The organism is Streptomyces sp. NPDC060232 (assembly GCF_042726555.1).
Taxonomy (GTDB): Bacteria; Actinomycetota; Actinomycetes; order Streptomycetales; family Streptomycetaceae; genus Streptomyces.
This window is the reverse complement of sequence record NZ_JBHXAG010000015.1, coordinates 155,101-173,089: the sequence shown is the minus strand read 5'-3', so window position 1 is coordinate 173,089 and position 17,989 is coordinate 155,101. Positions and strand designations below refer to the sequence as shown.

At 70.6% G+C, this 17,989-nt stretch carries 16 protein-coding genes and 1 riboswitch; of the genes, 8 read left to right on the top strand and 8 right to left on the bottom strand.

The window, feature by feature from the left end; all coding sequences use genetic code 11:
- Positions 1-364 precede the first annotated feature (364 nt).
- Positions 365-1,150, top strand: a complete 786-nt coding sequence (gene nagB, locus ACFWFZ_RS22595; RefSeq protein ID WP_387124589.1) for a glucosamine-6-phosphate deaminase — start codon at positions 365-367, stop codon at positions 1,148-1,150.
- Between the two features lie 114 nt (positions 1,151-1,264).
- Here nagB and ACFWFZ_RS22590 read toward each other — a convergent pair whose 3' ends face one another.
- From ACFWFZ_RS22590 to ACFWFZ_RS22575, 4 genes are all read right to left on the bottom strand, one after another.
- The gene (locus ACFWFZ_RS22590) at positions 1,265-2,767 is read right to left on the bottom strand and encodes a glycoside hydrolase family 3 protein (protein ID WP_387124588.1); all 1,503 of its coding nucleotides are present in this window, start codon (positions 2,765-2,767) and stop codon (positions 1,265-1,267) included.
- Between the two features lie 8 nt (positions 2,768-2,775).
- Positions 2,776-3,666 carry a carbohydrate ABC transporter permease gene (locus ACFWFZ_RS22585; protein ID WP_387124587.1) on the bottom strand — a complete coding sequence of 297 codons (891 nt, stop codon included), beginning with the start codon at positions 3,664-3,666 and terminating at the stop codon, positions 2,776-2,778.
- The gene (locus tag ACFWFZ_RS22580) at positions 3,663-4,682 is read right to left on the bottom strand and encodes an ABC transporter permease subunit (RefSeq protein ID WP_387124586.1); all 1,020 of its coding nucleotides are present in this window, start codon (positions 4,680-4,682) and stop codon (positions 3,663-3,665) included. The genes ACFWFZ_RS22585 and ACFWFZ_RS22580 overlap by 4 nt, the downstream gene beginning before the upstream one ends.
- A gap of 135 nt (positions 4,683-4,817) precedes the next feature.
- On the bottom strand, positions 4,818-6,098 hold the full coding sequence (locus tag ACFWFZ_RS22575) for an extracellular solute-binding protein (protein ID WP_387124585.1): 1,281 nt from the start codon (positions 6,096-6,098) through the stop codon (positions 4,818-4,820).
- 289 nt (positions 6,099-6,387) lie between these two features.
- Here ACFWFZ_RS22575 and ACFWFZ_RS22570 point away from each other — a divergent pair, with 289 nt between their 5' ends.
- The 3 genes from ACFWFZ_RS22570 (at position 6,388) to ACFWFZ_RS22560 (ending at position 9,696) form a co-directional block, all read left to right on the top strand.
- Positions 6,388-7,152: a GntR family transcriptional regulator gene (locus tag ACFWFZ_RS22570; protein WP_030026774.1), complete on the top strand. Its 765-nt coding sequence runs from the start codon at positions 6,388-6,390 to the stop codon at positions 7,150-7,152.
- 127 nt (positions 7,153-7,279) lie between these two features.
- The gene (locus ACFWFZ_RS22565) at positions 7,280-9,502 is read left to right on the top strand and encodes a carbon starvation CstA family protein (protein ID WP_387124584.1); all 2,223 of its coding nucleotides are present in this window, start codon (positions 7,280-7,282) and stop codon (positions 9,500-9,502) included.
- Entirely contained in the window at positions 9,499-9,696 is a 198-nt protein-coding gene (locus ACFWFZ_RS22560) for a YbdD/YjiX family protein (RefSeq protein ID WP_030829326.1), read from the top strand. The genes ACFWFZ_RS22565 and ACFWFZ_RS22560 overlap by 4 nt, the downstream gene beginning before the upstream one ends.
- A 50-nt stretch (positions 9,697-9,746) precedes the next feature.
- Here the strand turns inward: ACFWFZ_RS22560 and ACFWFZ_RS22555 are convergent, their stop codons facing one another.
- On the bottom strand, positions 9,747-10,331 hold the full coding sequence (locus tag ACFWFZ_RS22555) for a Uma2 family endonuclease (RefSeq protein ID WP_387124582.1): 585 nt from the start codon (positions 10,329-10,331) through the stop codon (positions 9,747-9,749).
- A 78-nt stretch (positions 10,332-10,409) separates the two neighbouring features.
- Between ACFWFZ_RS22555 and ACFWFZ_RS22550 the strand changes: the two genes are divergently transcribed.
- From ACFWFZ_RS22550 to ACFWFZ_RS22540, 3 genes are all read left to right on the top strand, one after another.
- Complete coding sequence (locus tag ACFWFZ_RS22550) at positions 10,410-10,907, top strand: GNAT family N-acetyltransferase (RefSeq protein ID WP_387124581.1); 498 nt, start codon at positions 10,410-10,412, stop codon at positions 10,905-10,907.
- A gap of 44 nt (positions 10,908-10,951) precedes the next feature.
- A riboswitch (cobalamin riboswitch) is annotated at positions 10,952-11,081 on the top strand.
- A 136-nt stretch (positions 11,082-11,217) separates the two neighbouring features.
- Positions 11,218-13,605 carry a ribonucleoside-diphosphate reductase subunit alpha gene (locus ACFWFZ_RS22545; RefSeq protein WP_387124579.1) on the top strand — a complete coding sequence of 796 codons (2,388 nt, stop codon included), beginning with the start codon at positions 11,218-11,220 and terminating at the stop codon, positions 13,603-13,605.
- Positions 13,605-14,675: a ribonucleotide-diphosphate reductase subunit beta gene (locus ACFWFZ_RS22540; RefSeq protein ID WP_387124578.1), complete on the top strand. Its 1,071-nt coding sequence runs from the start codon at positions 13,605-13,607 to the stop codon at positions 14,673-14,675. The genes ACFWFZ_RS22545 and ACFWFZ_RS22540 overlap by 1 nt, the downstream gene beginning before the upstream one ends.
- Positions 14,676-14,933: 258 nt before the next feature.
- On the opposite strand, the gene ACFWFZ_RS22535 is transcribed toward ACFWFZ_RS22540, so the two are convergent.
- The gene (locus tag ACFWFZ_RS22535) at positions 14,934-15,161 is read right to left on the bottom strand and encodes a hypothetical protein (protein WP_387124577.1); all 228 of its coding nucleotides are present in this window, start codon (positions 15,159-15,161) and stop codon (positions 14,934-14,936) included.
- Positions 15,162-15,242: 81 nt separating this feature from the next.
- Here ACFWFZ_RS22535 and ACFWFZ_RS22530 point away from each other — a divergent pair, with 81 nt between their 5' ends.
- On the top strand, positions 15,243-16,208 hold the full coding sequence (locus ACFWFZ_RS22530) for a helix-turn-helix domain-containing protein (RefSeq protein WP_387124576.1): 966 nt from the start codon (positions 15,243-15,245) through the stop codon (positions 16,206-16,208).
- A 2-nt stretch (positions 16,209-16,210) separates the two neighbouring features.
- Here ACFWFZ_RS22530 and def read toward each other — a convergent pair whose 3' ends face one another.
- Both def and ACFWFZ_RS22520 read right to left on the bottom strand, forming a co-directional pair.
- Positions 16,211-16,855, bottom strand: coding sequence for a peptide deformylase (def, locus tag ACFWFZ_RS22525; protein WP_326478280.1), 645 nt, complete (start codon positions 16,853-16,855; stop codon positions 16,211-16,213).
- An 83-nt stretch (positions 16,856-16,938) separates the two neighbouring features.
- Positions 16,939-17,943 (bottom strand): tetratricopeptide repeat protein, encoded by a 1,005-nt coding sequence (locus ACFWFZ_RS22520; RefSeq protein WP_387124575.1) that lies wholly within the window; start codon positions 17,941-17,943, stop codon positions 16,939-16,941.
- Positions 17,944-17,989: the final 46 nt, after the last annotated feature.

Below are 17,989 nucleotides of genomic sequence, written 5' to 3'. Positions count from 1 at the left end.
ACGTCCACAGACCCCGCACAACGGGCACTGCAGCGTCCAGGAAGGCCAAGCCCACGACCCCACGACCCCGCCGCACAGGTTAAAGATCAAGCTAGGGCATGTGGCTCGTGCGCCGAGGGTGCGTGCCGGGCGTCGCGACGCCGCGGGGCACCTCGATACAGACCCTAGGTCGCGGGAGGCGCGGGAGGGCTCGCCCCGAGCCGCCCCGCCCCGCCGGACTCCGCCCCGCGTCCCACCCGTTCCCGGGAGGCCGGACGCCTGGGGCGGGATCACCATGGAAAGCGGCGGGAACCCCCGCCGCGCCCGGCCCGCTCTGCTAGATTGGTCTATACCACATCACCCACTCCAGATCGGCAGGCCACGCGTGGAAGTTGTCATCGTCCCGGACGCCAAGGCAGGCGGCGAGCTCATCGCGGAGGCCATGGCCGCCCTGGTACGCCGCAAGCCCGACGCCCTGCTCGGCGTGGCGACCGGCTCTACCCCGCTGCCCGTCTACGAGGCGCTCGCGCGCAAGGTCGGGGCGGGCGAGGCCGACGTCTCCGCGGCCCGTATATGCCAGCTCGACGAGTACGTCGGCCTGCCGGCCGGGCACCCCGAGTCCTACCGCGCCGTCGTCCTGCGCGAGGTCGTCGAGCCCCTCGGGCTGACCGAGGCCTCCTTCATGGGGCCCGACGGTTCGGCCGAGGACATCGTCGCCGCGTGCGAGGCCTACGACCGGGCCCTCGCCGAGGCCGGCGGCGTCGACCTGCAGTTGCTGGGCATCGGCACGGACGGGCACATCGGCTTCAACGAGCCCTGCTCGTCCCTGGCCTCGCGCACCCGCATCAAGACGCTGACGGAGCAGACCCGCGTGGACAACGCGCGCTTCTTCGACGACGACCTGGAGCAGGTGCCGCACCACGTCATCACCCAGGGCATCGGCACCATCCTCGACGCCCGCCACCTGGTGCTGCTGGCCACCGGCGAGGGCAAGGCCGAGGCCGTCGCGCAGACCGTCGAGGGCCCGCTGTCCGCTCTCGTACCGGCGTCCGCGCTGCAACTGCACCGCCACGCCACCGTCGTCGTGGACGAGGCCGCCGCCTCGAAGCTCAAGCTGGCCGACTACTTCCGCCACACCTTCGCCGACAAGCCGTCCTGGCAGGGGCTGTAGCCCCCGAACGCGCCGAGGGCCGGGCTCCCCCACCGGGGGCCCGGCCCTTCCGCGTACGCGGCGGAGCCGGGCACCACCCCTGTGACAGGTGCCCGGCTCCGGTTCCGCGGCGCGTCACACGGCCGTGACGGCCCCCGCGACGACCTCGGCGGCGGCGCGTCCGCAGACGCGCGCGGCCCCGTGCGTGGCGATGTGCAGGGCCCCGCGCGGCTCGGCGCGCGGCAGCCCCATCTCGACCACCACCGTGTCCGGCCGGGCCTCGACCAGGGTGTCCAGCACCTCGGCCATCCACGGGTGGCGGTGCGCGTCGCGGACCACCGCGACGACGGTGCGCTCCCCCGCCGCCGCGAGGATCTCCGCGGCACTGGCGCCCTGCGGGTAGAGGTCCGCGGCCGTGTCGGGCAGCAGCGCGGCCAGCTCGGCGGCCGGGCCCCAGGGGGTCTCGTCGCCGACCGCGATGTTCGCGACCGGGGTCAGGGTCGCGACGTACGGGCCGGTCAGCGGGCCCGCCGCACCGGTGACGACGAGGGCCCGTCGGGCGGCGGTCAGGCCGATGCCGGACGCGCGGCTCCCCTCCGGCCGCACGTCGGGCCAGGTCCCCGCGGTCCACGCGGCCAGCGCGCGGACCCGGGCGGCCGCGTCGGCGAGGCGCTCCTGGAGGAGCGCGCCCTCCCGCACGGCGGCGACCAGGGCGTCGCGCAGCCGCAGGACGGTGGCCTCGTCGGCGAGTCCGCCGCCGACGCAGATGGCGTCGGCGCCCGCCGCGATGGCCAGGACCGAGCCGCGCTCGATCCCGTACGTCCCGGCGATGGCGTTCATCTCCATGCCGTCGGTGACGATGAGGCCCTCGTAGCCGAGCTCCTTGCGCAGCAGGCCGGTCAGGATCTGCGGGCTGAGCGTGGCCGGGCGGGTCGGGTCGAGGGCGGGCACCAGGATGTGCGCGCTCATCACGGCCTTCGTCCCGGCCTCGATGGCGGCCTTGAACGGTACGAGTTCCCGTGCGGCGAGGGTGTCGAGGTCGACGTCGATCCGGGGCAGGGCGTGGTGGGAGTCGACGTTGGTGTCGCCGTGGCCCGGGAAGTGCTTGGTGCACGCGGCGACGCCGGCGGCCTGGAGGCCCTCGACGTAGGCGGCGGTGTGCCGGGCGGCGAGGTGGGTGTCGGCACCGAAGGAGCGTACGCCGATGACCGGGTTGTCCGGGTTGGAGTTGACGTCGGCGGAGGGGGCCCAGTTGAGGTTGACCCCGCACTCGGCGAGGCGGCGGCCGAGCTCGCGGGCGACGTCCCGGGTCAGGCCGGTGTCGTCGACGGCGCCGAGGGCCAGGTTGCCGGGGAAGGACGAACCGCCCCGGACCTCCAGGCGGGTGACGTCGCCGCCCTCCTCGTCGATGGCGACGAGGATGTCGTCGCGTTCGGCGCGCAGCTGCGCGGTCAGTGCGGCGAGTTGCCCGGGCGAGGCGATGTTGCGGCCGAACAGGCCGACGGAGGTGAGGCCTTCACCGATCCTGCGGAGCAGCCAGGCGGGGGCGGTGGTGCCCTCGAAGCCGGGCTGGAGGACGGCGAGGGCGTCGCGGGTCACCTCGTCGGAGGCGGTGGCGCGGTGCGCAAGGACGGTCATGGGGGGCGTCATCCCTTCACGGCGCCGGCGGTCATGCCGCCGACGGCCTTGCGCTGGAGGAAGATGAAGATCAGCAGGACCGGGACCGCGAAGAGCGAGGAGGCGGCCATGGTGGCGCCCCAGTCGTTGCCGAAGGCGGACATGAACTCGGTCAGCCACAGGGGCAGGGTCTGCGCGGTCTTGTCCTTGTTGAGGATCAGGACCATGGCGAACTCGTTCCAGGCCGTGATGAAGCCGAAGAGCGAGGTGGACATCAGGCCGGGGGCCAGCAGCGGGAAGATCACCTTGCGGAAGGCCTGGCCGCGGGTGCAGCCGTCGATCTGGGCGGCCTCCTCCAGCGTCACCGGGACGGCGGCGATGAAGCCGCGCAGGGTCCAGATGGTGAAGGGGAGGATCATCACGAAGTAGATGGCGGTGAGCAGCGGGAGGCTGTTCAGCATCTCGCCGTCGCGGGCGATCATGTACATCGCGATGACCATGACCTCCCAGGGGGCCATCTGGGCCATCATCACGGTGAGGACCAGGCCCTTGCGGCCCCTGAAGCGCATCCGGGCGATGGCGAAGCTCGCGGCGAGGGCGACGAGCAGGGCCAGCAGGACGGCGCCGACGGTGACCAGGACGCTGTTGGTGACGTACGTCCAGAAGTTCTGGACGCCGGTGGCCTTGTCGAAGTTGTCCAGCGTCGGCGTGAAGACGAAGACGGGGTCCTTCGTGAGCATCTGGTCGGACGGCTTGAGGGCCGACGAGAACATCCAGTACACGGGGAAGACGAAGACCAGGGCCAGCAGGAGTGCGCCGAGGTTCTTGGCCACGGCCGCGGGGCGCACCGGGCGGCGGGTGCGGAGCTGCTGTGCGGGCCTCTCGGGAGCCGCGGGCTTCGGGGCGGTGGTCGTGCTCACTGCTCCTCCTCCTGCTTCAGGATCAGGCGGAAGTAGAAGGACATGACGATCACGAGGATCACGATCGTCAGGACGGAGATGGCTGCTGCGAGGCCGTAGTGGGCCTGACTCTGGCCCTCGACGTAGGCGAAGACCGGCAGGATCTCGGAGGCGCGGTCCGGGCCGCCCTTGTTCATCGCGTAGACCTGGGTGAAGGCCTTGAAGACCCAGATCACCTCAAGGAAGGTGGTGATGAGGAAGAAGGGCTTCAGGTTCGGGAAGACGATCTTCCAGAAGGTCTGCCAGCCGTTGGCGCCGTCCATGCGGGCGGCCTCGTACAGCTCGGCGCCGACGGTGGTGAGGCCGGCGTACATGTTGAGGGCGACGAAGGGGATGGAGCCCCAGACCACCAGGATCGTGACGATCACCATGGTGGAGAGGCCGGTCTCCATCCAGTTGTGCTGTTCGTAGCCGGAGAAGCCGGCGGTGCGCATGACCCAGTTCATGACGCCGAACTGCTCGTCGAACAGCCACCGGAAGACCTGTACCGAGGCGACGATCGGCATGGCCCAGGCCATCACCAGCGCCATCGAGAGGACCAGGCGCATCTTCTTGCCGAGCTTGTTGAGCAGGATGCCGATGAGGCTGCCCAGCACCATGATCAGCGCGACGTTGGCGAGGGTGAAGGCGAAGCTGCGGACGACGACGGTCCAGAAGTCCGGGTCGCCGAGCAGCTCGGTGTAGTTGTCGAATCCCGCGAAGGGGTACTTCCGCTGGATGAACTCGACCTTGTTGATGTCCTGGAGGGACAGGATCACGTTCTTGATCAGCGGGTACAGCAGGAGCGTCGCGAGGGCGAGCACCGCGGGCGCGACCAGCAGGTAGGGCAGCCACCCGGTGGGGAGCGACTTCGCGCCCCCGCGAGGCGGCCTGGCGCCGGGGCCGGTTGCTGGGGCCGGCGTCTCGGGCAGTCCGGCGGACTTCGGTGGTGCGTCCTGTGGAGCGCTGGTCACCGCTCCCTGGGAGTGCACGGTCATGGCTTGGCTTCCTCGCGGTTGACTGTGGAGTCAAATGCGCGACCGGGGGCGCGGCGGGTGTCCGGGCACCTGCCGCACTCCCCGGTGCGTTCACACTGCTGGGTCGTGCGGGTCCTGCGGGTACTGCGGGCGGGACTACTTGTTGATGCGCTTGGCGATCTCGGCGTCCGCGTCGGCCCCGGCCTTGGCCGCGTCCTCACCCTTCAGGACCTTGGTCATGAACTCCTTGATGGGGTTCGGCTCGGTCTCGACGTTCGCCCAGCCCGCGGTGACCGGGGTGATCTTGCCGTTGACGCCGGCCTTGCCCATGGCCTCGGCGAAGGAGCCCGCGGCCGGGGTGAAGTTGGCGGCGGCCTGGTTCGGCAGCAGCGCGCCCTTGGTCTCGGCGGCGTACTTGGTCATCTGGTCCTTGCCGGCGGCGAGGGCCAGCCACTCCTTGGCGAGCTCCTTGTTCTTGGAGCGCTCGGCGACGGCGAGGTTCGAGCCGCCGAGGAAGACGGTGCTGGTCTTGTCGGCGGTCTTGCCCGGAATCGGGAAGTAGCCGAAGTCGGCTTCCTTGCCCGCGTCCTTCAGGGCCTTCTCGGCACCGCCGGCCTCCCAGCCGAGACCGATCCAGGAGGCGACGCCGCCCTTGGGGACGATGTCGGTGGACTGCTGCGGGTTGGCCTCGTCCTTGTCCTTGGGCGCGGTGGAGTAGGACTGGATCTTCTTGTAGAACTCCATCGCGGCGCCGGCCTGCGGGGTGCCGAGGGCGCCCTTCCACTTGTCGCCGTCCTTGACGGCGAGGTCGCCGCCCTCGTCCCAGATGAGACCGGCGAGGACGTACCAGCTCTGGCCGGGCAGGTAGATGGGCTGGGTGGCCGGGTCGGCCGCCTTCAGCTTCTCCAGGCCGGCCACCCACTCGTCGCGGGTGGTGGGCGGGGTGACGCCGGCCTTGGCGAAGGCCTTCTTGTCGTAGATGACGACGCGGTTGGCGGCGTACCAGGGAGCGGAGTAGAGCTTGCCGTCGACCTCGGCCGAGGCGAGCATGCTCTTCTGCCAGGCGTCGGCGCCGAGGGCGGCCTTGTCCTTCGTCAGGTCGGCGAGACCGCCGGTGACCGCGTAGCCGGCGGTCTGGGTGTTGCCGAGCTCAAGAACGTCCGGAGGGTTGTTCTCGGAGAGGGCCGTGGTGACCTTCTCCTGGATGCCGGTCCACTTCTGCTCCTCGACCTTGACCGTCACACCGGGGTGCTTGGCCGAGAACTCCTTGTTGACCTCGTCGATCCAGGCCTTCGGCGCGGAACCGTCCATGACCCAGACGGTGATCTCCTTGGGACCCGCGTCGGCCTTGGCCTTGTCGTCGTCCCCATTGCCACACGCCGCGAGTCCGACCATCATGCCCGCGACACCGACCGCCGCGATGAGCTTGCGCTTCACGCCACCCTCCTCAGGGATGCCTGCCTGCACTTCCCTTGCCCGCCGCGGTGACATACGCGAAGTACTGCCGTGGGGCTGGGATCTGATCCATATTGGTGTAGACCAGTAGCTGGAGCTTGGCCTAGACCTTTAGGGGTGTCAAGGGTCTAATGAGCGGGTGCCCGGTCCGTTATCGGACCGACACCTGGGGAGAGAGAAGGCCTGTACCCCCAGTCGTGTCACCATGTGACCGCACATATCGGAGGAGCCGGTGACGGCAGCGAAACTGGAGTCGGGAAGGCGGGCGGCGATGGCCACCGAAGGGGCACTCACGGAGCCGGACGGCGGGGCAGCCACTCGCACGGCGCGTGTACCCAAGTACTACCGACTCAAGCGGCACTTGCTCGACATGACCGAGACGCTGCCGCCCGGCACCCCGGTACCGCCGGAGCGCACGCTCGCGGCCGAGTTCGACACGTCGCGCACCACGGTCCGCCAGGCCCTCCAGGAACTGGTCGTCGAGGGGCGACTGGAGCGGATCCAGGGCAAAGGCACCTTCGTCGCCAAGCCCAAGGTCTCGCAGGCCCTGCAACTGACCTCCTACACGGAGGACATGCGGGCCCAGGGCCTGGAGCCGACCTCGCAGCTCCTCGACATCGGCTACGTGACCGCCGACGACACCCTCGCCGGCCTGCTGAAGATCAATACCGGCGGGCGGGTGCTGCGCATCGAGCGGCTGCGGCTGGCCAGCGGCGAGCCGATGGCCATCGAGACCACTCACCTGTCGGCCAAGCGCTTCCCCGCCCTGCGCCGCTCGCTCGCCAAGTACACCTCCCTCTACACCGCCCTCGCCGAGGTGTACGACGTCCACCTCGCGGAGGCCGAGGAGACGATCGAGACCTCCCTGGCCACCCCGCGCGAGGCCGGCCTGCTCGGCACCGACGTCGGGCTGCCGATGCTCATGCTCTCCCGGCACTCCCTGGACGCCGACGGCGAACCGGTGGAGTGGGTGCGGTCGGTGTACCGCGGCGACCGCTACAAGTTCGTCGCCAGGCTCAAGCGCCCCGCCGTCTGACTCCCGTGACCCCGCCCCGCGTACCGGAATTCGACGGCCGGAATGCGGACGGGGTCTTACGTTCACCAGGCAATCCCCCGTAGATTCCGCCTGCTTACGCAGATGATCGACGAGGGGACGAGAGATCATGCCTGAACCGGAAGCAACAGGGACGCAACGGGACACGGCGAGTCCGGGAACGCCATCGGGCTCGCCCTCTCCCAAGTCCATCGCCGTGTGGGTGCTCGTCGGGCTCGTCGGCGCCATCGGCTGGGGCGTGCTCGCGCTCTCGCGCGGCGAGGAGATCAGCGCGGCCTGGCTGCTCGCCGCCGCGCTGGGCTCGTACGCCATCGGCTACCGCTTCTACGCCCGCTTCATCGCGCAGCGCGTCCTGAGGGTCGACGCGACGCGGGCCACCCCTGCCGAACGCCTTGACAACGGTGTCGACTTCCATCCCACCGACCGCCGGGTGCTCTTCGGCCACCACTTCGCCGCCGTCGCCGGCGCCGGTCCGCTCGTCGGCCCCGTCCTCGCCGCGCAGATGGGCTACCTGCCCGGGACCATCTGGATCGTCGCGGGCGTGATCTTCGCCGGCGCCGTCCAGGACATGGTGACGCTGTTCTTCTCCACCCGCCGCGACGGCCGTTCGCTCGGCCAGATGGCGCGGGACGAGATCGGCCCCGTGGGCGGAGCCGCCGCCCTGGTCGCCGTGTTCGCCATCATGATCATCCTGCTGGCGGTGCTGGCCCTGGTCATCGTCAACGCCCTGGCGCACTCCCCCTGGGGCGTCTTCTCCATCGGCATGACCATCCCGATCGCCGTCTTCATGGGCTTCTACCTGCGCGTCCTGCGGCCGGGCCGGGTCACCGAGGTCTCCCTCATCGGTGTCGCCCTGCTGCTGCTCGCCATCGTCGCGGGCGGCTGGGTCGCCGAGTCCTCCTTCGCCGGGACCTTCACCCTGGAGAAGGAGACGCTCGTCATCTGGATGGTGGTGTACGGGTTCCTGGCGTCCGTCCTCCCGGTGTGGATGCTGCTCGCCCCCCGCGACTACCTCTCCACCTTCATGAAGGTCGGCACCATCGCGCTCCTCGCGATCGGCGTGGTCATCGCGATGCCGACGCTGAAGATGCCGTCGGTCACCGAGTTCGCGGCCCGCGGCGACGGCCCGGTCTTCGCCGGTTCGATGTTCCCCTTCGTCTTCATCACCATCGCGTGCGGCGCGCTCTCCGGCTTCCACGCCCTGGTCTCCTCGGGCACCACCCCGAAGATGATCCAGAAGGAGACCCAGGTCCGCATGATCGGCTACGGCGCCATGCTGACCGAGTCGTTCGTCGCCGTCATGGCGATCATCGCGGCCTGCATCATCGAGCCCGGCCTCTTCTTCGCGGTCAACTCCCCCGGCGGGGTCATCGGCACCACGGTCGAGTCCGCCTCGCAGGCGGTGACGAACTTCGGCTTCGCCATCTCACCCGAGGCGCTCACCCAGGCCGCGAAGGATGTCGAGGAAGCCAGTCTGCTGTCCCGCACCGGCGGCGCGCCGACCTTCGCACTCGGAATGTCGGAGATCTTCTCCTCCGTCATCGGCGGCGCCGGGATGAAGGCCTTCTGGTACCACTTCGCGATCATGTTCGAGGCGCTCTTCATCCTGACGACGCTCGACGCGGGCACCCGCGTGGGCCGGTTCATGCTCCAGGACACCCTCGGCAACGTCCACAAGTCCTTCAAGGACGTCAGCTGGAAGCCCGGCGTGTGGTTCGCGAGCGCGATCGTGGTCGGCGCGTGGGGCTACTTCCTGTGGGTCGGCATCAAGGACCCGCTGGGCGGCATCAACCAGCTCTTCCCGCTCTTCGGCATCGCCAACCAGCTGCTCGCCGCGGTCGCGCTGGCCGTCTGCACCACGCTGCTGGTCAAGTCCGGGCGGCTGAAGTGGGCGTGGGTCACGGGCGTGCCACTGGTGTGGGATGCCACGGTGACCCTCACCGCCAGCTACCAGAAGGTCTTCTCCGAGGACGTGAAGGTCGGCTTCTTCGCCCAGCGCGACAAGTACCAGGCGGGCATCGACGCCGACAAGGTCCTGGCCCCGGCCAAGAACATGGACGACATGCACACGATCGTCACCAACGCCACGGTCGACGGCGTGCTGTGCGCCCTCTTCGCGGTCCTGATCATCGTGGTCCTCGCGGACGCCCTGCGGACCTGCGTCCAGGCCGTCCGCGACCCGGGTTCGGCGAAGCTCTCCGAGGTCCCGTGGACCGAGTCGAAGATCGTCGCCCCGGCCGGCCTGATCGCGACCGCCGAGGAGCGGACCCAGCTCGCCGCCGCGGCCGGCCGCGACTCCGGCGGCGGGCAGGTCAAGGAGCCGGTGGGGTGAGCGGCGTACGCGCCGTGCTGGCCAGGGCCCGGTTCTACGTACGGGAGTTCTCCGGGGAGGCCGCCTACGACCGGTACGTGGCCCACGCCCGCTCCCACGACCCGGACGCGGAGGTCCTCACCCGCCGCGCCTTCGAACGCGCCCGCACGGACGCCCGCGAGGCGGACCCCCGCGAGGGCTTCCGCTGCTGCTGACACCTGCGAAGGGCCCCGCCGCACGACGCGGCGGGGCCCTTCGGCGTTCCTCAGCGCACCCAGTCCTTGAGGGGCTCGGTCGGGAGGGTGATACCGACGGGGTCGGGGAGGCGGACGTCCTTGCCGAAGGGGACGGTGCGGACGGTCTCGTAGCGGTGGCCGTCCGGGTCGCTGTGGACGAGGACCTGGCATTCGAGCCGGTCGATGAGCAGGTAGACGGGGATACCCGTCGACGCGTAGGCGCGCGGCTTCTCGATCCGATCACGCCGCTCGGTGTCGGAGTCCCACGAGGTCACCTCGACGGCCATCAGGACCGGCCCGGGATCCACCCAGTCGCCCTGGCCGACGAAGGCGTCCTCATGCGCCAGGACGCCGTCCGGGATGGCGCGACCCTCCCGGTACTGCTCCACCTTGACCCCCTGCCCGGCGTGCAGCCAGAGGTCCGGGTGGTGCTGCATGCAGATCCGGCTCAGCCAAACAATGATCCGCCCGTGATCCCCGTCCGGCACTGCCTTGCTCCTGATGACCCCGTCGATGAACTCCAGCCGCAGACCTTCGACCTCTCTGGCGCCTATGCGCGCGACGGCCTCGAAGTCCTCGGTCAGCATGTGGGGCCTGTCGGTCATCACGGTCATGCCTCGCTCACCTTCCTCGACGGTGCTGCCTCCGACGATAGCGCCGGGCGCCGACAGGCGTCCTGCACACTCGACCGCATGGACATCACGATCAGAGCGGTACGGGACGCCGACCACGCCGAGCTGGGTGAGATCACGGCGCAGGCCTACCTCGCCGACGGGCACCTGGACTTCAACGAGGACGACGCCTACCTGAACGTGCTGCGCGACGTGGCCGGGCGGGCCGCACTGGCCGAGGTGCTCGTCGCCGAGCGCGACGGGCGGGTGCTGGGCGGGGTGACCTTCGCGGCGCCCGGCAGCCCGCTCGCCGACATCGCGGGCCCGGACGAGGCCGAGTTCCGGATGCTGGCGGTGGCCCACGCGGCCCGGGGCCAGGGCGCCGGCGAGGCCCTGGTGCGGGCCTGCATCGACCGGGCGCGGTCGATCGAGGGCGTCACGGGGGTCGTGCTCTCCACCCAGCGCAGCATGGCCGGGGCCCACCGGATCTACACCCGCCTGGGCTTCGTACGCACTCCCGAGCGTGACTGGGCGCCCATCGAAGGCCTGACACTCCTCACGTACCGACTCAAGCTGTAGCCGCGCCGACACTACATGTGGGGGTTGCCGCACAAGGCCGCCCCCACATGTATGCTCATGCCTGCTGTCGCCGCAGGGGAATCCGGTGGGAATCCGGAACTGTCCCGCAACGGTATGAAGTGTCCGGCAACCGGACACCAAGTCCGATGACCTGCCGTCAGCGCGCCCGGATCGACCGAACCGGGTGCCGACACGTCCGGGCCTCGCGGTTGGGCCGGTGGACGCCATGCGGTGTGCCCTTTCCTGCCACGCCCGCATGCGCCCGCGCCCGCCCGCCGATGACCGGGCCGAGCGAGGGAGAGCTCCCGCCGTGACCATCGCGCCTTCCGCACCGCGCGCCGAGTCCGTTTCTGGCGACAACACCGAGGGCCCGGGGGCCACGCTGCTGCGTACCCTCACCGAACTTACGGCGGACCTCCCCGACACCGACCCCGGCCGCGTCGCCGCCGCCGCGCTCCGCGGCCGCAGCTCCGCCGCCGACGAGGCCGAACTGCGGGGGTTGGCCACCGAGTCCGCCGCCGGGCTGATCTCCGAGGACCCCGCGTACTCGAAGCTCGCCGCCCGCCTGCTGACGCTGGCCGTGCGCGACGAGGCCGCGAGCCAGGGCTCCACCTCCTTCTCCGCCTCCGTCGAGGTCGGCCACCGCGAGGGCCTCATCGCCGACCGCACCGCCGCGTTCGTACGCGCCCACGCGAGCCGCCTGGACGCGCTGGTCGAGCACACCCTCGCCGAGGGCGCCGACGACCGCTTCGGCTTCTTCGGCCTGCGCACCCTGCACAGCCGCTACTTGCTGCGCCACCCCATCACCCGTCAGGTCATCGAGACCCCGCAGTACTTCATGCTGCGCGTGGCCTGCGGCCTCGCCGCGGACGAGAGCGTCCAGGCCGTCGAGGAGGTCGCCTCGCTGTACCGGCTGATGAGCCGCCTCGACTACCTGCCCTCCTCCCCCACGCTCTTCAACTCCGGCACCCGGCACCCGCAGATGTCCTCCTGCTACCTGCTGGACTCCCCGCTGGACGAGCTGGACTCGATCTACGACCGCTACCACCAGGTCGCGCGCCTGTCGAAGCACGCGGGCGGCATCGGCCTGTCGTACTCCCGCATCCGCGCCCGCGGTTCGCTGATCCGCGGTACCAACGGCCACTCCAACGGCATCGTGCCGTTCCTGAAGACCCTCGACGCCTCCGTCGCCGCCGTGAACCAGGGCGGCCGCCGCAAGGGCGCCGCCGCGGTCTACCTGGAGACCTGGCACGCGGACATCGAGGAGTTCCTGGAGCTCCGCGACAACACCGGTGAGGACCAGCGCCGCACCCACAACCTGAACCTCGCCCACTGGGTCCCGGACGAGTTCATGCGCCGCGTGAACGCCGACGCCGAGTGGTCGCTGTTCTCCCCCGCCGACGTGCCCGAGCTGGTCGACCTGTGGGGCGACGAGTTCGACGCCGCCTACCGCAAGGCCGAGGCCGACGGCCTGGCCCGCAAGACCATGCCCGCCCGCGACCTGTACGGCCGGATGATGCGCACCCTCGCGCAGACCGGCCAGGGCTGGATGACCTTCAAGGACGCCTCCAACCGCACGGCGAACCAGACCGCCGAGCCGGGCACCGTCGTGCACTCCTCGAACCTGTGCACCGAGATCATCGAGGTCACCGACGACGGCGAGACGGCCGTCTGCAACCTCGGCTCGGTCAACCTCGGCGCCTTCGTCGTGGACGGCGGGATCGACTGGGAGCGGATCGACGAGACCGTCCGCACCGCCGTCACCTTCCTCGACCGCGTGGTGGACATCAACTTCTACCCGACCGAGCAGGCCGGCCGCTCCAACGCCCGCTGGCGCCCGGTGGGCCTGGGCGCGATGGGCCTCCAGGACGTCTTCTTCAAGCTGAAGCTGCCCTTCGACTCCCCCGAGGCGAAGGCGCTGTCCACCAAGCTCTCCGAGCGCATCATGCTCGCCGCGTACGAGGCGTCCTGCGACCTCGCCGAGCGCAGCGGCCCGCTGCCGGCCTGGGAGCAGACCCGTACCGCGCGCGGCGTCCTGCACCCGGACCACTACGACACCGAGCTGAACTGGCCGGAGCGCTGGGACGCACTGCGCGCCCGCGTCGCCGAGACCGGCATGCGCAACTCCCTGCTGCTGGCCATCGCGCCGACGGCGACGATCGCCTCGATCGCGGGCGTGTACGAGTGCATCGAGCCGCAGGTCTCCAACCTCTTCAAGCGCGAGACGCTGAGCGGTGAGTTCCTCCAGGTCAACGCGTACCTGGTGGACGAGCTGAAGCAGCTCGGCGTGTGGGACGCCCAGACCCGTGAGGCGCTGCGCGACGCCTCCGGCTCGGTCCAGGGCTTCGGCTGGATCCCGGCCGAGGTCCGCGAGCTGTACCGCACGGCGTGGGAGATCCCGCAGCGCGGTCTGATCGACATGGCGGCGGCCCGTACGCCGTTCCTGGACCAGTCGCAGTCGCTGAACCTGTTCCTGGAGACGCCCACCATCGGCAAGCTCAGCTCGATGTACGCGTACGCCTGGAAGCAGGGTCTGAAGACCACGTACTACCTGCGCTCGCGCCCGGCTACGAAGATCGCCCGCGCCGCGTCCGGCTCTGCCGTCCCGGCGGCCGCCACACCGCTCCCGCAGGCCGTCGACGCCGAGGCGCTGGCCTGCTCCCTGGAAAACCCCGAGTCCTGCGAGGCCTGCCAGTAATGAGCTCCGCCCACCCGTCACCCGACCACCGCCCCTCAACGACGGCACTTCGTGCCGACACCTCCGGAGTCAAGAACCTCCTGGACCCGGGCTTCGAGCTCACGCTCCGCCCGATGCGCTACCCGGACTTCTACGAGCGCTACCGGGACGCGATCAAGAACACCTGGACCGTCGAGGAGGTCGACCTCCACTCGGACGTCGCCGACCTCGCGAAGCTGACGCCCGCCGAGCAGCACATGATCGGCCGTCTGGTCGCGTTCTTCGCGACGGGCGACTCGATCGTCTCGAACAACCTGGTGCTGACGCTGTACAAGCACATCAACTCCCCGGAGGCGCGCCTGTACCTGTCGCGCCAGCTGTTCGAGGAGGCCGTGCACGTCCAGTTCTATCTGACGCTGCTCGACACCTACCTGCCCGACCCGGACGACCGCGCGGCCGCGTTCGACGCGGTGGAGGAGATCCCCTCCATCCGCGAGAAGGCGCAGTTCTGCTTCCGGTGGATGGACTCGGTCGAGAAGATCGAGCGGCTGGAGACGCAGGCCGACCGCCGGCGCTTCCTGCTGAACCTGATCTGCTTCGCTGCGTGCATCGAGGGCCTGTTCTTCTACGGCGCCTTCGCGTACGTGTACTGGTTCCGCTCCCGCGGTCTGCTGCACGGCCTGGCCACCGGCACCAACTGGGTGTTCCGTGACGAGACCATGCACATGAACTTCGCCTTCGAGGTCGTGGACACCGTCCGCAAGGAGGAGCCGGAGCTCTTCGACGACGAGCTGCAGCAGCAGGTCACCGACATGCTGAAGGAGGCCGTGGAGGCGGAGCTGCAGTTCGGCCGCGACCTGTGCGGGGACGGCCTGCCGGGCATGAACACCGAGTCGATGCGCGAGTACCTGGAGTGCGTCGCGGACCAGCGCCTGGTCCGCCTCGGCTTCCCGCCGGTGTACGGCTCGCAGAACCCGTTCTCGTTCATGGAACTCCAGGGCGTCCAGGAGCTGACGAACTTCTTCGAGCGCCGCCCGTCGGCCTACCAGGTCGCGGTCGAGGGCACGGTCGACCTGGACGAGGACTTCTAGGGTCTGTATCGAGTTGCCCCGTGGAGCAAGGAGCGGCGTTCGGTGCGTGCCCTCGGCGTGCGGGACGAATGCCCTCGTAGCGGAGCTACTAGGGCATTTGGCTCGTGCGTCGAGGGTGCGTGCCGAACGCCGCGACGCCGCGGGGCAACTCGATACAGGCCCTAGTCCCTTCACCTCACGCAGGTGCACCGAGAGCCGGGACGCGAAGTGATCGCGTCCCGGCTCTTCGCGTTCCGGGGCGGTGGAGGCCGGCGCGGCTCAGTGGGCGAGGCGTCCCCGGCGCGCGGCGGCGGAGCGGAGGCCGTGCCGGTGGCGCGGGGTGGGCGGCAGGCCGCCCGCCTTCTGCCGCGGCAGCCACACGAGCCGAGTCCGGGCGGCCCGCAGCTGCCGCTCGATCCGCCGCTCGCGCAGGGCCCCGTACAGGCTGGGGGCGAGCAGGAGGGTGGCGGCGGCGAGGACGGCGAGGTAGCTCAGGAACGTGTTCATGCATCCACTGTCACTCCGTTCACGAAACCCTGCCAGTGGCAGGACTGTCATGAAACAGCGAATTACTGCCACACTGGAGCCATGCTGACCGATGTGGCCGTGGCCCTCCTCGACGACGTGGCCCCTTTCGAGTTCGGGATCTTCTGCGAAGTCTTCGGGATCGACCGCAGCGACCACGGGCTGCCGGTGTACGACTACGCCGTCTGCGCGGCGCAGGACGGCCCGCTGACCATGTCCGGGACCGGTTTCGCGTTCACCCCCGCCCACGGGCTGGAGCGGCTGGAGAGCGCCGACCTGATCTGCGTACCCGCCTTCCGCAACGCTTCAGAACGCAGTTTCCCGGAGCCGCTCCTGGCCGCGCTGCGCCGCGGGGTGGAGCGCGGCGCGCGGGTGCTCAGCGTGTGCAGCGGGGCCTACGTGCTCGGCGAGGCGGGTCTGCTGGACGGCCGGCGCTGCACCACGCACTGGATGCACGCCCCGGCCCTGGCGCGGCGCTTCCCGCGGGCGCTGGTCGACCCGGACGTGCTCTACGTCGACGAGGGCCCGGTGATCACCTCGGCCGGCACCGCCTCGGGCATCGACGCCTGCCTGCACGTGGTCCGCCAGGAGCACGGCGCGGAGGTGGCCAACGCCGTCGCGCGGCGGATGGTCGTACCGCCCCACCGGGACGGCGGACAGGCGCAGTACATCCAGCGGCCGCTGCCGCGCACGTCCTGCGACACGGTGGGCGAGGTGATCGAGTGGATGGCCCGCCACCTGGAGGAGGAGATCACCGTCGAGCAGCTCGCGGAGCGCGCGCACATGTCACCGCGGACGTTCGCCCGCCGCTTCCTCCAGGAAACCGGCACCACCCCGTACAAGTGGGTCCTGCGCCAGCGGGTGCTGCTGGCGCAGGAGTTGCTGGAGTCCACCGACGACACGGTCGACGCTATCGCCGGCCGCTGCGGCTTCGGCAACGCGGCCGCGCTGCGCCACCACTTCCTGCGAACCCTGGGCACCACGCCGAACGCCTTCCGGCGTGCCTTCCGGGGCCCGCAGGCCGCCTAGGACTAGGCGTTCGGGACGGTCTCGTAGCGCGGGGTGCCCTCCGCCATCTGGCGCAGGGCGTCCTTGCGGTCCCGCTTCGAGAGCCGGTCGATGTACAGGTAGCCGTACAGGTGGTCGGTCTCGTGCTGCAGGCAGCGGGCGAAGTAGCCGGTGCCGCGGACCTTGATCGGGTTGCCCTGGGCGTCCTGGCCCTCGACCTCGGCGTAGTCCGGGCGGGCGAGCGAGGCGTACGCCGTCGGGACGGACAGGCAGCCCTCGTTGGAGTCGTCCAGCACCCGCGAGCCCGCCGGCAGCTCGACGAGCCTGGGGTTGACCACGACACCGGTGTGGCGCACGCCCTCGTCGTCCGGGCAGTCGTAGACGAAGACCTTGGCGTCCACGCCGATCTGGTTCGCGGCCAGGCCCACGCCCTCGGCCGCCTTCTGGCTGGCGAACATGTCGTCGATCAGCCGGGCCAGCTCGTCGCCGAACTCGGTGACGTCCTTGCACTCGCTGTGCAGGACCGGATTGCCGACGACCGTGATCGGGCGGGCGGTGCCGCGCTCCCGGTGGGCCAGCTCGCGCGCCTCACAGTCCTCGGTGTCCACGACGTACCCGTCGTTCACGACCTCGCCACCATCGACAACCTGGTTCTCCTGCTGCGCCATGTCCGCCGTACGCCTTCCGTAAGTCCCGGTCACCGGTGGTCGCCGATGGCCACCGATGTGCCCGTACAGCCTACGGCCCCGGTTCAGCAGACTTCTTCGAGATCCCGCCACTCGCGGCTGTCCGGGCTGTCGGCGACCCAGCCGTCGAGGAGTCCGCGCACGAGTCCGGCCGGTGCCGCGATACCGCATTCGCGCTCGGGCACCCACAGGGAGCCGGAGCCGGCCGTGCGGTGCCCCAGCGGTCCGGGGTGTCCCGGCTCGCTGTGGTCGTGCGGGTCCAGGTGCTCCCCGTCGCCCTCGTCGCTCGGCATCTCGCTCTCCGAGCAGGTCCGGCACAGCAGCCGCACCGAGGAGGACCAGTCCTCGGCGGCGAAGCCCGCGTCCGAGGCCAGCTGCTCCAACGCGTCGCGGTCCGCCTCGGTGGCCGCCTCCAGCAGCACCACCCAGGTCGGCACCGGCGACGGCGCCCACAGTTCGATCTCGTCGAACACCGGGTACGAGGGTCCGGCCGCGGTCACCCGCTCGCCGTGCGGGACACCGTCGTGGAGGACGACCTCGCCCCAGCGCCGTCCCGAGGAGGGCAGCGGGATCGACAGGACCTCCATGCGGGCCGGGTCCAGTCGCCGGCCCCAGACCACCTCGGCCTCGCCCTCGGGCGAGAGCCGCACGGCGGCGCTGCCGAGCTCCATGCCGACCGGCTCGCCGTTCCCCCCGGTGCCGTTCGCTCCGTGGGGGTCTCCGGGCACCTTCAGCCCGTACGCCTGCCAGGCCCGCCGGGCCAGCGGCCAGTCCTGGAGCGCGGTGGCGGCGATCCCGACGTTCCACCAGTCGGGGGCCCCGGTCTCGCGGTCCAGCAGGGCCACGGCGCGCAGCCCGGCGGCCCGCGCCTGCTCCCAGTCGTGCCGGAACTTGTGCAGCAGGGCCAGGTTGAACCAGGACTCGGAGAGCCACGGCTCCAGGTCGGCGGCTCTGGTCAGCAGCGCGCCCGCGTCCTCGTACCGCCCGTCGCCGATCAGCGTGAACGCGCGGTCGGTGGCCTGCCGCCACGAGGCGGAGGGCCGATGCCGTACCTTCCCGAAGATCCTCACGATTCCCGCCTGCCTGGGGGCACCTCCCAGCGGTGGCTGGGACTAC